This is a genomic window from Crystallibacter degradans, from assembly GCF_012952295.1.
GTDB lineage: Bacteria > Actinomycetota > Actinomycetes > Actinomycetales > Micrococcaceae > Crystallibacter > Crystallibacter degradans.
Map to the genome: position 1 here is coordinate 207,079 of NZ_JABBCH010000006.1, position 12,250 is coordinate 219,328.

At 63.4% G+C, this 12,250-nt stretch carries 14 protein-coding genes; 5 read left to right on the plus strand and 9 right to left on the minus strand.

Going from position 1 to position 12,250, the window contains the following annotated elements:
• Positions 1-138 precede the first annotated feature (138 nt).
• The 4 genes from HGO92_RS12355 to HGO92_RS12370 all read right to left on the minus strand — a co-directional run bounded on the left by HGO92_RS12355 (position 139) and on the right by HGO92_RS12370 (position 3,521).
• The gene (locus HGO92_RS12355) at positions 139-819 is read right to left on the minus strand and encodes a response regulator transcription factor (RefSeq protein ID WP_346768944.1); all 681 of its coding nucleotides are present in this window, start codon (positions 817-819) and stop codon (positions 139-141) included.
• A complete protein-coding gene (locus HGO92_RS12360; protein ID WP_169995182.1) occupies positions 819-2,042 on the minus strand; it encodes a sensor histidine kinase in 1,224 nt (407 codons plus the stop codon). The genes HGO92_RS12355 and HGO92_RS12360 overlap by 1 nt, the downstream gene beginning before the upstream one ends.
• 6 nt (positions 2,043-2,048) lie before the next feature.
• A complete protein-coding gene (locus HGO92_RS12365) occupies positions 2,049-2,681 on the minus strand; it encodes a hypothetical protein (RefSeq protein WP_169995184.1) in 633 nt (210 codons plus the stop codon).
• Between the two features lie 90 nt (positions 2,682-2,771).
• The gene (locus tag HGO92_RS12370; protein WP_169995186.1) at positions 2,772-3,521 is read right to left on the minus strand and encodes an AfsR/SARP family transcriptional regulator; all 750 of its coding nucleotides are present in this window, start codon (positions 3,519-3,521) and stop codon (positions 2,772-2,774) included.
• Positions 3,522-3,730: 209 nt separating this feature from the next.
• Here HGO92_RS12370 and HGO92_RS12375 point away from each other — a divergent pair, with 209 nt between their 5' ends.
• From HGO92_RS12375 to HGO92_RS12390, 4 genes are all read left to right on the plus strand, one after another.
• Entirely contained in the window at positions 3,731-4,432 is a 702-nt protein-coding gene (locus HGO92_RS12375; protein WP_169995188.1) for a M12 family metallopeptidase, read from the plus strand.
• A gap of 29 nt (positions 4,433-4,461) precedes the next feature.
• Positions 4,462-6,840 carry a caspase family protein gene (locus HGO92_RS12380; RefSeq protein WP_169995190.1) on the plus strand — a complete coding sequence of 793 codons (2,379 nt, stop codon included), beginning with the start codon at positions 4,462-4,464 and terminating at the stop codon, positions 6,838-6,840.
• Positions 6,833-7,411 carry a hypothetical protein gene (locus HGO92_RS12385; protein WP_169995192.1) on the plus strand — a complete coding sequence of 193 codons (579 nt, stop codon included), beginning with the start codon at positions 6,833-6,835 and terminating at the stop codon, positions 7,409-7,411. The genes HGO92_RS12380 and HGO92_RS12385 overlap by 8 nt, the downstream gene beginning before the upstream one ends.
• Positions 7,412-7,486: 75 nt before the next feature.
• Positions 7,487-8,218 (plus strand): GAF and ANTAR domain-containing protein, encoded by a 732-nt coding sequence (locus HGO92_RS12390; protein ID WP_169995194.1) that lies wholly within the window; start codon positions 7,487-7,489, stop codon positions 8,216-8,218.
• A gap of 9 nt (positions 8,219-8,227) precedes the next feature.
• On the opposite strand, the gene HGO92_RS12395 is transcribed toward HGO92_RS12390, so the two are convergent.
• The 4 genes from HGO92_RS12395 to HGO92_RS12410 form a co-directional block, all read right to left on the minus strand.
• Positions 8,228-8,551 carry a hypothetical protein gene (locus HGO92_RS12395; RefSeq protein ID WP_169995196.1) on the minus strand — a complete coding sequence of 108 codons (324 nt, stop codon included), beginning with the start codon at positions 8,549-8,551 and terminating at the stop codon, positions 8,228-8,230.
• 58 nt (positions 8,552-8,609) lie between these two features.
• Positions 8,610-9,395, minus strand: a complete 786-nt coding sequence (gene surE / locus HGO92_RS12400) for a 5'/3'-nucleotidase SurE (RefSeq protein WP_169995198.1) — start codon at positions 9,393-9,395, stop codon at positions 8,610-8,612.
• Positions 9,392-10,378 carry a 1-phosphofructokinase family hexose kinase gene (locus HGO92_RS12405; RefSeq protein WP_169995200.1) on the minus strand — a complete coding sequence of 329 codons (987 nt, stop codon included), beginning with the start codon at positions 10,376-10,378 and terminating at the stop codon, positions 9,392-9,394. The genes surE and HGO92_RS12405 overlap by 4 nt, the downstream gene beginning before the upstream one ends.
• 155 nt (positions 10,379-10,533) lie before the next feature.
• Positions 10,534-11,187: a DUF2278 family protein gene (locus HGO92_RS12410; RefSeq protein WP_169995202.1), complete on the minus strand. Its 654-nt coding sequence runs from the start codon at positions 11,185-11,187 to the stop codon at positions 10,534-10,536.
• 259 nt (positions 11,188-11,446) lie between these two features.
• On the opposite strand from HGO92_RS12410, the gene HGO92_RS12415 reads away from it, so the two are divergent.
• A complete protein-coding gene (locus tag HGO92_RS12415) occupies positions 11,447-11,650 on the plus strand; it encodes a cold-shock protein (protein ID WP_169995204.1) in 204 nt (67 codons plus the stop codon).
• Between the two features lie 145 nt (positions 11,651-11,795).
• Here HGO92_RS12415 and HGO92_RS24255 read toward each other — a convergent pair whose 3' ends face one another.
• On the minus strand, positions 11,796-11,927 hold the full coding sequence (locus tag HGO92_RS24255; protein WP_264668197.1) for a hypothetical protein: 132 nt from the start codon (positions 11,925-11,927) through the stop codon (positions 11,796-11,798).
• Positions 11,928-12,250 lie beyond the last annotated feature (323 nt).

A 12,250-nucleotide genomic window follows, 5' to 3' on the forward strand; every position in this document is an offset into this window, starting at 1 on the left:
TCAGAATGCGCCCAGCAGGGGCAACGCAGCGTCCTCCGGGTGATGCAAAAGTGGCATACCACCAGCGGTGTAGGCCGTGACGGCCAGTTAGGCAGCAGGCAGCCTGGACGGAATGGTCTTACAGCTTGTCCTCTGACTTCACGAGACCGCACTTATAAGCGGCGGCAACTGCCTGGGCACGGTCCGTGATGCCGAGTTTGAGGAAGACCTGTGCAGATGCGTCTTGACGGTCGCTTCGCTGAGGAACAAGTGAGCCGCAATCTGCGCATTATTCAATCCGTGTGCTGCGACGGCGAGCACTTCACGTTCACGGGCGGTCAACCGCTCCATCTCCTTTGTGGTAGGCAGCCGGGCATCGGGCCGGCCGGCGAAATCGACCAGCAGGCCCCGTGTAACGGCAGGATCCAGCCAACCGGCCCCTCCAGCCAGCGAGCGTACGGCGTCGCCGAGGCCTTTGGGAGCCGAGCTCTTGAGAATGAAGCCGGACGCACCGGAGCGCAGTGCGGCCCGGACGGCCTCGTCATCGCCGAATGTGGTCAAGACGAGCACGGAAGGCACATTCTCCACACCGTTCAGGAAATCGTCAGAGGTGAGAATTTCCGTGGCCTCCACGCCGCTCATCACCGGCATGCGGATATCCATGACCACCACGTCAGGCTGCAGGTTACGTGCCATGTCGACGGCGGCTTCACCGTCCTGCGCTTCCCCAACCACGGTGACGTCCGGTTCAGACTCCAACAGCATTGTCAGCCCGGCGCGGACCAAGGCCTCGTCATCGGCCAAGAGAACGCGGATCCCGTCGCCGGCAGTTTGGGTCATCAGGCCCTACCCAGATGCAGCCGGCGGAATCTGCTGTGCCGGTCGGCGGTGCCGGTATTGGTAGGCGCGGCGGTCGGAAATGCAGCCGACACGAGGAAGCCGCCATCCGGTGTAGGGCCTGCCGCAAGGCTGCCGGAAGCAGCTCTGGCGCGTTCCTGCATTCCGAGCAGGCCGTGTCCGGTGGACAGGGTCTGCGGGGTTGCGGGACCGGCACCCTGGGAGCGGACCGATAGACGGACCTCGTCCTGCTGCCAGGTTATCTGCACCATAACGGGGCGGATGGCATCCGCGTATTTTGCCGCATTGGTCAGTGCTTCCTGGGCTATCCGGTACGCGGAAAAATCCACACCTGCTTCGAGCGGAACGGGGTCGCCGACTACTTCCAGCAGCACTTCCCGCCCCGTTTCCCGAAGCTCTTCGACGAGTCCGCCAACATCAACCAGCCGTCTTGGCGGGGCGGCTTCAGCCGGCATCAGGGAATCTGCTGGCTCGGAAGGCCCCGCCGGCACCAGCAGACCGAGCATCCGGCGCAGCTCGGTGATCGCCTGAGTCCCGAGTTGATTAACGCTCCCCAACGCAGCGCGGGCCCGTTCCGGATTGCTGTCCAACATCTTTTCGGCGCCGGCTGCCTGCAGCACCATCAAGCTCACGGCGTGGGCCACCACATCATGCAGCTCCCGTGCAATGCGGCTGCGTTCATCTGCTGCTGCCAGCTGGGCCGTCAGCAGGCGTTGCCGGGCAGCGCTGCGTGCCCAGCGGCCGGCGGCGAACGAGGCAATGGCCATCATGGTACCCAGAAGGCCACCCACCAGAATGATCTGCCCCGGCTCTCCGGCAGGCATGTAGTCCAGTTGCGCCACCACATTGACCACTACCAAGACCATTGCCAACGCGAAGCCCGTATACGAGGGACGCAGTCGGCAATGCCGCGCCACGCTGAAGAGGCCCAGGAATGCACCCAGCATCAGGACGGTGGGCGGCATAAGAATAGCAAAAACGACGCTGGCCGACACGGTCAAGAGCAACATCAGCAGCGGGTGCTGGCGCCGCCACAACAACGGCAAATACACTGCCATGCCCAGCAGCGGGACAGCATACGTGCCCACGCCCGGCGGACTGGTCGCGGGGTCCCAGGAAATCAGCAGGTCCAGCACATACAGCAGGGTTAGCACCACCACATCCAGAGCCGGTGAGACGCTTGTGGGAAGGTGGAGGCGACGCATGGCGGGCTACCCGCATCTCTTGAAGAAACAGAGCAGGATCCGGCTCGGCGGTTCCGGTTCCTCTGCCGGCTTCTCCGCATCCCGCGCACTCAGCGCAAAGGTTCTGGTCCGCCCGGAGGGCTGATCCGCGGCGGGATCGTATCTCTTGATCCGGGGCTTTTCCTCCGCGGCTTCCCAATCCGCCACCGGACCCAATACTTGGCCCACCGGCCCGTCCTGTGGTTCGGACGGCAACGCACCGGCGGCCTGCAAGGCGGCACAGACATCCCAGTTGTCGCCGAGTCCCTGGGTGAAGACGTCCTCGTCGATATCGTCCAGGTTGACGTGCGTGCGCACGGGATACCGGGGTGCGTGGGCCAGCCTGATCATTGCAATGGACGCGCTGCCTGCGCCGTCGTGCCCGAGGATGTCGATTTCATCCATCTTGATCCGCTCCACTGCGGCGCTGCCGTTACGGGGGTCGGTGGCCAGAAGCACTTCCCAGTCCCGGTCCACATCTTGGGTCCACGAACTGTCCCGGCAGACCACAAGGCTGTCGCTGATCAGCGTCCCCCAGACCGTATGCCGCTCTTCCACATCCGCCAGCCCCGGCTTCTGTATTGAGACGAAAGGTTGGCAAAACTGTTCCGTAGTGTCCATTACTAGCTTCCTTACCGCTGTACCGACTATCCCGCTACCGGTCTTCTAACTCCATGGAACAAAGCGACAGTTTCCGTGGTCAACCCTGCACTAAGCCCATCGGATGGAATCGATCAGACCGGAGATCTGAATAGAGGGACTGACTCCGAATTCCCGGTACAGCGTCTCCTCGAATTCATCCAGTGCACGCAGGGCAGAACCCCGGTTTCCGAGGGCCAAATGGGCCCTGACCAACTGCATCAAAGCGATCTCATTCACGGGTTCAAGACTCAGGGTGGACGCAGCCGCCTCCAGTGCTTTAGGAGGCTTGCCCACCTCAAGAAACCACGCCGCAAGCCTTTCCAGATAGGACACCCGCATCTGCAGCAGCCGCCGCTGTTCCTGGGTTACCCACTCGTCGTACCAGCCCGGCAATAGCTCTGCCCACTGTTTGACGCGAGAAAAGGCCATGGCGTTAGCTTCCGGTTCCGGGTGTGAAAGTTCGTGCCACAAGTCATGGAGATCAACCCGAACCCGCGGCCCAAGCCCCAGAGTCCGGCCGTCAACATCCAGCAGTCCCGGAAGGTCGCGGGTGACGTAATGGACGCTGACCCGAAGGTTCTCGGAAGACCGGAGTTCGGGGCTGTCCGGCCACAGCAACCCGCTCAGATAATTCCGCGGTGCCGGTCCGGCTATGGCCACGGCGGCGATAAGCCTTTGCTGGCGCAAGGCCACGGAAACCACCTCGTCGTCGCGGCTCAGGCGCCAGCATTGCAGCAGAGACAGACTGTATTCCCTGGACGTTTTTCCTGTGCTTACTGCGGCCGAAGACATAAGCCCCCCACTGTCGATCGCCGGCAATCCCCCGATACCAACCTTTGACTCGACGATCCTCACATGAAGCAAAGGAGTCAATGATTTTCAGCAAGTTCACAGGTAAGCCGGGGTCGCAACGCAACAGATGGTAATGCTCCAGTAACACTTCACGAGCTATACCGGGTAAACGTTCTGCCCGGCAATAAGCGGGGCAAGGCGCCATAGATTGATACGGCCGCCGGCAGGAGAAACTCGTGGAACAGAACCAGGGAACCGGAACTAACCGGAATCATTTTTGCACCATACGGACAGTCCGGCCGCCCACCGGCAATACCAAGGCCGCGCTACTGAATGACACAAAGTGGAACGCCACCCAACTCACTGTCGGCTTCCTCGAGGGTGACGCTGATCTGCAGCAGCGCGTGTTGGCGTCGGCACGTAAATGGACCGGTCCGGACGTCGCGAATCTGAAATTTTTGGAGGCCGCAGATGGCCCGAGCGATATCCGGGTCGCCTTCCTGCAAGGTGACGGATCCTGGTCCTACCTCGGGACGCAGGCCCAGCACATCGCCACCGGCGAGCCGACCATGAACTTCGGCTGGCTGACGCCTGAATCGACCGACGACGAAGTCGATGAGGTGGTACTTCACGAGTTCGGCCACGCCATCGGGCTGATCCATGAGCACCAGAATCCCCAACGGCCGATCCAGTGGAACCGCGCGGCTGTCATCGCCGATCTGTCCGGCCCACCGAACAACTGGGATGAGCAGACCATCGAGCACAATATCTTCAGCAAGTACAACACAGCGCAGGTCACCGGAACGGACACGGACAGTTCTTCCATCATGATGTATCCCATTCCGCTGTCCTGGACCACCGATGGCTTCTCCGCCGGCTTCAACTCCAGGTTGTCCGGGACCGACATCGAATTTATCCGTGGCGCCTATCCTTGGTGAGCGGTTCAGCCTAAAAAGGGGGCCAGAGCATGGCTGACTACGCCATCGTCGTCGGCATCTCGCACTATCCCAAGTTCGCTACCGCAGACGCCACGGCCGACCTGCAGGGACCGGACACGGATGCGAAGGACATCCATGACTGGCTCATCGATGCCGACGGCGGAGGGCTGAGCTCCGAGAACGTGCGGTTGATCCGTTCGGCGGACTTCCATCCGCCCAAGCCTGACGAACCGGAGCCGGAAGAAGCCACCATCAGGCGTGCCTTGACCTGGCTCGAAGAGGAGACCGCGGACCGGCCGGGGGACCGGTTGTACCTGTACTTCTCCGGGCACGGTTTCGCCCCCGTGCTTGAAGAAGGAGCGCTGTTTACCGCCGAGGCTACCAACACCATCCCGTCCTACGTTTATGCCTATGACTGGATGCGCAATTTCCGCAAGGCCCGGCGTTTCAGGGACGTCGTCCTGTGGATGGACTGCTGCATGACCCACCACCAGACCATCCCGGTCAGCAGTGTTCCCATCCGCGCCGGTGTGGGAACCGGGGTACCGGGTCCTGCCTTCGTGGCCGTTGCCGCCCAGACAAAGAGCGCCCTGGAACACCAGATGGCGGATGGACAAGTTCACGGCGTCTTCAGCTGGACGCTGCTGCACGGGCTCCGGGGTGGCGCCACGGACGAACACGGCCGGGTAACTTCCGAAAGCCTCAAGGCCTTCCTGCATGACACCATGCCGCAGTTCCTTCCGGAGGACGTCCGCAATGCCTCCGCGGTGGACCTGCACCCCTTCATCCGGGCGGATGCCGGCATCACCTTCCGCCGGTTCCGCAACCGGCCCGCCTATCTGGTCACGCTGGCCTTCCCCCGGGACCTCACCGGACTGGAACTAAAGGTCTGGACCGGAAGGCCGCACGCCGCCGTCGTTATGGAAAAGATCACCGGAAGCAGTTGGACCGGTGATTTTGTCCGCGGCCTGTATGTCGCGGAAGTTCCGGACGCAGGCTTCCGTCACGGTTTTCAGGTCACCGGATCCGGGCCGATGGAAGTGGAAATGCGCGATACCGGGCCGCGGGTTCTGTCGCCTCATCCCACCCGGCTTTTCACCCTCGATGTGCAGACAGCCAATCCCGCCGCCTCGGTCTCCATCATGGACCACACGCTCAAGCGGATCTTCTCAGACACCGGGGCGCTGCACGAGTTCGACGCCCCTGGCGTTTACAAGATCAGGACTGAACTCGGGCGCGACATATCAACGGTGCTCGAACGGATCATTTTGCTGGACCAGGACATGCAACCCGCGATGTCCGCTTCGCCTGAGGTGCCCTCCCCTGCGCCCATCCCCGGAACCGCGCTGATCCACGAATCGCACGTAGCGCGCTTTCGCGAAGGGGCCCAGGCCGACAGCCGCGCGGGCGCCGCCTTGGACGCCCCTACCATTTCCGTGCTGGTCCGTTACTGGCTGGATCCGGAGGACCGCCCGCAGCTTCCCCTTGCCCACCCGATGGAGGGGCTGGAACTGATCTCGCCAGACGGAACGGTCATCGCTTCCCTGCTGGAGGACAGCAGTCTGGATGGCTCCTCCCCTACGGACCCGGTTGCTGTGTGGGCACGACGGGTGCCGCCCGGCGCCTACTACCTCCGCCAGACCTTTCGCAGCGGCCGTGCGGGAGAGGCCAGCGTTATAGCTTGCGGAGACTGGCTCACCCAGATTGCCTTGCAGCGCTCCCCGGCGGAGCTGGTGCCCGGGCTCGCTGCCAACGACGTTGTACCGCTGGTGGACGCGGCCGTCTTTATGCGCCCCTACGGCGTGGCAGGCTCAGTAGAGCAGGACCGCGTCGTGGAGTCCGCCCGTCTGGGACTGGCGCAGGGACGGGATCTGCTCGGCAAGAGCCACGGAATGAATCTGCAGCGGCTCTTGCTAGAAGAGTACAACGATCCAATTGCCGGCATCCTCGGTTGCTATCTGCTGCTCATCGCCATGGAACACAGCCAGCGCGGGGTGGAAGCCCGGCAAGCCGCCTTCGACGCTGCCGTGGTCCGGCTAGGGAAAATGGTGGGATACGTGCACCCGGACGTAGCCGCTCTGTCGCTGCGCTGCAGGGACCCCGCCCTACGCACCGCCGGGCCCTTCACCGTACCGCCGATTTTCAGGGCCGGCTGGCAGCTCATGACGCAAGCCAGCTATGCAAACCCCGAACTGCTACCGGCATCGCTCTGGGAACGGGTGCATGCCGTGACGAATTTCGGTCCGTTCCTGGCCTGGGCCTCCGACCCCGGGTCAAAACGCGTGCACGCCCGCCAACTGGAGCACTGGATCCAGCGCAGCGGCGCGACGGACAGCCAGGACGCTGCACGCAGGCTTCTCATTCCCGCCCGGGCAATCGGCGTAACAGGGCAGGGATCGGATGTTTGAATATGCTGTGGCGGAGGGGGTGTTCGTATCGTTCCAGCGCTACCGCTGCCCCGCTGCTGACGGACTCACGGCGCTGCCCACAAGTGCCGGAGCGCTGCCCCTCTGCATCGTAGGTGCCACAGATGGCGCGGTCCGTCTCCTCGTCGCCCTGCCCGCCGGTGAGGCCTGCTGGATCGGTATCACCGGCGCACGCCATGCCGCTCCCGCGTTGATCGGCTTGCTGGCACGAACCGGCGGGAATACCTGGTTGGATTTGCTTTCCGGCGTCGAGCTCCGGAACTTCACCGCCCACACGTCAACGTGTGTCCCGCCGTCGCGGCAGGTGATCGGCATTCCACAGAACGACGGCGGGTGGTTGCCTTTCTGCCTTGAGCCGGGTTTGGACGGACTACCGGCGTCGGGAGACCTGGTGCTAGTGGTGGGACCCGATCCTGCCGGCACTGCTGGCCAGCCCAGTGCTGTTACTGTGGAAATCCGTTTCGCCGGTATCCAGGATTTTGAGCGGGACTGCGGCGAACGCGTGCCCGAGTTGAACACGGATTCGGTCTACAAGGGCCGGCGCCTGCCCTGACCACTCAAGGTCCGCAGGACCTGATGGCGAAAGTTGGGCGCTGCATTTAGGCCGGCCGGAACTTAGACTTGAGCGATGACAGAGAATTACGCGGAGACTCCCGTCGCGGAACAACTCCAAGACCTGATCCTCAGCAACGAGGATGTTGACGACTTCCTCGAGGATCTGGCCGTCTTTTCCTCCAACATCCTTGGCGGGGGCGTCGAGGTGCACTGCGGAGTGACTCTCAAGCGGGAGAAGCGGGCGCTCACGGTGGCCAGCAGCAGCGCCCAGGCCACGCTGCTGGACGAGGTCCAGTACGGTTTTGGCGAGGGACCGTGCCTGCATGCCATTGCCACCGAGCAAACAACGGTCATTGCTGATGTGCGCACGGATAACCGGTGGCCGGATTACTTCGCGGCCGTTGCCGAGTATGGCTTTTACTCCATGATGGGAGTGCCGCTGATCCTGGGCGAAAGCGGCGGTGCTGCCTTGAACTTCTATGCGCGGGAGCCGGACACCTTCGGGCCGGACGCCGTCCGGACTGCGGAAGGCTATGCAGCCCAGGCCTCGCGAACCCTGCAGTTGGCCTTGCGTCTTGCCTACAGCACGGAAACAGCAGACCACCTCAAGCGGGCCATGGACTCGCGGACCACTATCGATCTCGCCGTCGGCATCATCATGGGCCAGAACCGCTGCAGCCAGGACGAGGCGTTCAGCATCCTGAAGAACGCCTCCAGCAGCCGGAACATCAAGCTCCGCGAGATCGCAGCCGGAATTGTGGCCGCTATCGGCCAGGGACCGGCCCAAACGGTCTTCGATGACTAGGCGCGCGTCCTAATAACCGGTGCCCAAGGACGTGCACAGAGGCGTCTCGGCCAGCGCAGCTTCGTTCTGGCAGCGCTCCGTCACATACCTGCTGGGAAGCGTATTGCCCAGAACGCCCTGATGCGCCTCGGAAGCCGCCTCGAACTCGCTCAAATTGGAGCACGCGGTGAAGGCCGGCTCCAGGAACTTATCGGTGTCCTGCAGCTCCCGTTCCTTGTCGGCCGCGGCGAAAGCTTCCATGCAACCGGCGGATTCGTTGCCACTGCTGTCGCCGCAGCCGGTCAGAGCCAGCGCGGCCACGGCCAGAACCGCCAATCCCCGTGGAATATCCATAGGCCGAGCATACGCCCGCCGCCATCGTGCCGGACCGGAACGGGCAAGAAAGTTCATCCTAGGATCCGGCTGGCTTCGGCAGGCTCCGCTCCAGATCAGGCAGCTTGCTTTCGGTCACCGGCTGGATGCTGGTCACTGTGGCGAAGCCGGCTGCCAGCAACGCGAAGTCGCTCTCCGGCGGCGCCTCCTCTTTGCTGTCTGCAATGGCCAGGCGAAGATGCTGCTGCCCGCGTTCGGCCATGGTGGTCTGCACGATACCGAATTCGGCCAGCGTGGCCGTGCGGTATTCAGGCAGCTCAGGCGAGTCCGTGTTCGGCACGTTGAGGTTCAGCACGGTGCCGGCCTCCTGCTCCAGCAGGAACGGCACCAGCCCGGTGGCCAGCCGCGCGGCGTTGTCCCAGTATAGGTGGGCCGGATGCATGCCGGTGTCGAGGGAGACGGCCATCCCGTGGCCGCCGTTGATGCCCGCGGTCAGCGCGGCGCCTACCGTGCCGGAGTGCAGGATCACGCGGCCGACGTTCGCGCCGCGGTTCACCCCGGAAAGTACGACGTCGGGCGGGTCGCCGAAGGCGCCATGGGTAGCAATCATGGCAATGAAGCCCGGCGCACCGTGGACCGCATACGCCGGAACGCCGTCGAGGCCTTCCAGCTTCCGCTCCTCGATGCGGATGCGGCCCTCGTCCTCCCGGGCGGTGATGGAGGCGCTGCTGCCGCTGGCTTCCACCACCGGTGCGGCAACCGTGACGTTGAGCCCGGCCTCCACGGCACCGGCCGCCAAGGCATGCAGACCCAGGGAGTCGATGCCGTCGTCGTTCGTGATCAGGACCATCTTGGGCTTGTTCATTGTTTCCGTATCTTCTGCGCCAGCTCGTCCGGACTAATTTGCTGCGACTGATCTGCTTCAGCCTCGCCCTCGAAGGGAGCCACCTTCACCAGGCTGCTCAGCTTGTGGATCGCGGCGGCCTCGCCGGTGCCCAGGCCGTGCCGGGTCACGTTCAGCGCGCCGGCAGCCGTTCCCAGCACCACCGCTTCATGCATCGAGCCGCCGTCGGACAGGGTCGCGGCGACACCGGCAGTCAGCGAATCGCCGGCTCCGCTGGTGTCCACGCTCTGCATCTCCGGCATGTGTATCTCGCTGACCTCGCCCTCCTCCAGCAGCAGGGACGGCAGATGGGCACGGGTGACAATCACCGTTTCCGCGCCCTCTTCGTTCAGCTTACGCATCGCCTCGACAATGTCGGCCGGGCTGGAGCTGGCCGCGCGGCCGGACTCCACGAGCTCGTCGTCGGCGATCTTGAGCACGGCCAGGCCACCGGCCAAAGAAGCGGACAGCCGCTCCCCCGTCAGATCGGTAATGACCCGGCACCCGGCGGTCCGGAGATCCGCGGCCAGCCGCCGGTACACATCGGCCGGCACCGCGTCCTCCCGGGCGGCGCCGCTGAGGATCACCGTTCCGGCGTCCATCCCCGCTTTGATGGTCAGGCCGTACAGCTCGTCGAGCTCGTGGCGGGAGAGCTTGTCACCCGGGGATTCGGCGACCACCTTCCGGCCGCCGTCCCGCCGGTCGTGGATGTAGGCGCCGCCGTTGCCCTGGCCCTCCACCGAGAGCACATGGACACCTTCATCGGCGATCAGATGGCGCACTATGCGGCCGGTCTCGCCGGAAAACACACCGCACATCGTGACCGAAGCGCCCAGGGCCGTAAGCATCCGCGCCTGCCACACGCCCTGGCCTCCGGCGTGGAGGTGGATGTCGGCGGTGCCTTCCACATCCTCCACGGTCACGGTCAGCACCGGCGACGGCGCAAATATCACTACGGAGCCCATCGCAGGCTCCTCTCAGTCCGGCGTTCAGCCATGCCAGCCTCCTTGCCTCGGGAAGCCGCGCAGATGCGCCCCGCCCGATATTGATTGCGGTCTCGGATGGAATGGATCCTGCTTCCGACACTAACCCCGCTTCAAGGACCGGACAATGGGATCCGCTATTTCCGCGGCTTGCCGTGCTCGTCCGTCCGGACCGACTGGGTGACGAACTTGTTGCAGAACATCGCAAACGAGCCGTCCTGCCGCTGCACCAGGGTGGCACCGTCCTGCCAGATGCCGTTTTCCGCCGACCACGGCGAATCGAGCGGGTCACCCTGGTTCTGGTGGATGTTGTGCACGCCCAGGCCGTCCTGGAACGGTTCGCCGAACACCCAGAGCCGCTGCGACACTTCAAGCAGCGGCTCGAGGTCGGCGAGCGCCTCGGTGCTCACGCCCGACTTCCACGGCACGGGGAAATGTACCCGGAACACGGCGGCCAGCAGGCCCGGAATGCACCCCAGATGGTGCCGCCAGCTCAAGTCCTTGTTGCGGATGAAGTCCAGCGCGCCGGAATCCGGCGTGGACTCGAGTGGATGCCAGCCATCGGCTAGCTTGTTTACGCCCTTGAGCATTGAAGGCCGCAGCTCGATGACCCGCCACTGAACGCCGTTCGGGACGGCCTTGCTGTCGACATCGATGGCACAGTTGTACACACCATCCGTCGTGCGCAGCCGCAGGTTCCCGTGGAAGTACTGCCCGTAGTCGTTCGGTGGATCCCGGAAGTAGTCCTCTTTGACCCCCGCGACCACCCCGTACCCATGATTCAATGCCATAGGAACCGCCTCACCTGCCCGACGCTGGGCTGTTCCTCACATCCTAGGCACGGTTCCCGGCCTCCCGCCAGAACCTACCCCACACTGAACCTTGCCCCTGAGCAGGAAAAACAGTCAAAGCACGACGGCGGGTGGCAGGCTACGTTCTATGCTTTACGCTGACCCTTGCGACTTCTGCCGTCTGCCCCTTAGGTTGAGAGGCGAAGACCAAATGGGGCTGTCCCGATTGGTCAATCGAAAGAGCACTGGGAGAAGAATCATGGCAACAGGAACCGTCAAATGGTTTAACGCAGACAAGGGCTTCGGCTTCATTGAGCCGGACGACGGTTCTCCGGATGTCTTCGCCCACTTCTCAGCCATTGCCAGCAGCGGATACAAGTCCTTGGAAGAAAACCAGAAGGTCGAATACGACGTCGTCCAGGGCCAGAAAGGCCTGCAGGCGGAGAACATCCGTCCACTCTGACTCCCGGTGGAGCATCCGCAGCCGCAGCAGCTCGCGCATTTCTGAACCATACGGGCGCGAGCCTGCTGACGGCGGGAGCGGGCGCCGGCCGATCCGACTGTGTACTGAACAAAAGTGCGGGCCGGCACAAAAGTGCTGGCCGGCGCTAAAGAGTGATGGAGTAAACTCCGGCGGCCAGGACCATCACGCCCAGGACCGCTACTGTTGCGTTCGCAATGCCGCGCTGCGCTTCGGGTTTCATCCGGCGCCATTTGCGCCGCAAACGTCGTAGATTCATGCAGTTCCCCAACTGTCTATCGCTTATTTCCAAACGGGGAGCACAACAGTCTGCTGAGCCGGGCACGCGCTGACCCGATTTCGGGGGATCAAGTGAAGCACGTGCCCGGCGGTAACAGAACTGAGAGCCTCCCAGTACTTACACGCACTCGGGCACGGCAAGAAAATATCATTCCCCAACAAGGAAGTATCGTTCCCCAACGCCCCAACTGCGCCAGCAGATGAAGGAAACTGCACCAACATTTTCCTTCACTGCTGACAACAAAACTACAGCATCCTCATACCCGCACGAAAGATGCAGGATTAAACGTTAGCGTTCCGTGT

Excerpts from the sequence above, each read along its gene's own strand:
- HGO92_RS12355 (WP_346768944.1), bottom strand. The coding sequence starts at position 819 with ATGACCCAAACTGCCGGCGACGGGATCCGCGTTCTCTTGGCCGATGAC.
- HGO92_RS12360 (WP_169995182.1), bottom strand. The coding sequence starts at position 2,042 with ATGCGTCGCCTCCACCTTCCCACAAGCGTCTCACCGGCTCTGGATGTG.
- HGO92_RS12365 (WP_169995184.1), bottom strand. The coding sequence starts at position 2,681 with ATGGACACTACGGAACAGTTTTGCCAACCTTTCGTCTCAATACAGAAG.
- HGO92_RS12380 (WP_169995190.1), top strand. The coding sequence starts at position 4,462 with ATGGCTGACTACGCCATCGTCGTCGGCATCTCGCACTATCCCAAGTTC.
- HGO92_RS12385 (WP_169995192.1), top strand. The coding sequence starts at position 6,833 with ATGTTTGAATATGCTGTGGCGGAGGGGGTGTTCGTATCGTTCCAGCGC.
- HGO92_RS12390 (WP_169995194.1), top strand. The coding sequence starts at position 7,487 with ATGACAGAGAATTACGCGGAGACTCCCGTCGCGGAACAACTCCAAGAC.
- HGO92_RS12395 (WP_169995196.1), bottom strand. The coding sequence starts at position 8,551 with ATGGATATTCCACGGGGATTGGCGGTTCTGGCCGTGGCCGCGCTGGCT.
- surE (WP_169995198.1), bottom strand. The coding sequence starts at position 9,395 with ATGAACAAGCCCAAGATGGTCCTGATCACGAACGACGACGGCATCGAC.
- HGO92_RS12405 (WP_169995200.1), bottom strand. The coding sequence starts at position 10,378 with ATGGGCTCCGTAGTGATATTTGCGCCGTCGCCGGTGCTGACCGTGACC.
- HGO92_RS12410 (WP_169995202.1), bottom strand. The coding sequence starts at position 11,187 with ATGGCATTGAATCATGGGTACGGGGTGGTCGCGGGGGTCAAAGAGGAC.
- HGO92_RS12415 (WP_169995204.1), top strand. The coding sequence starts at position 11,447 with ATGGCAACAGGAACCGTCAAATGGTTTAACGCAGACAAGGGCTTCGGC.
- HGO92_RS24255 (WP_264668197.1), bottom strand. The coding sequence starts at position 11,927 with ATGAATCTACGACGTTTGCGGCGCAAATGGCGCCGGATGAAACCCGAA.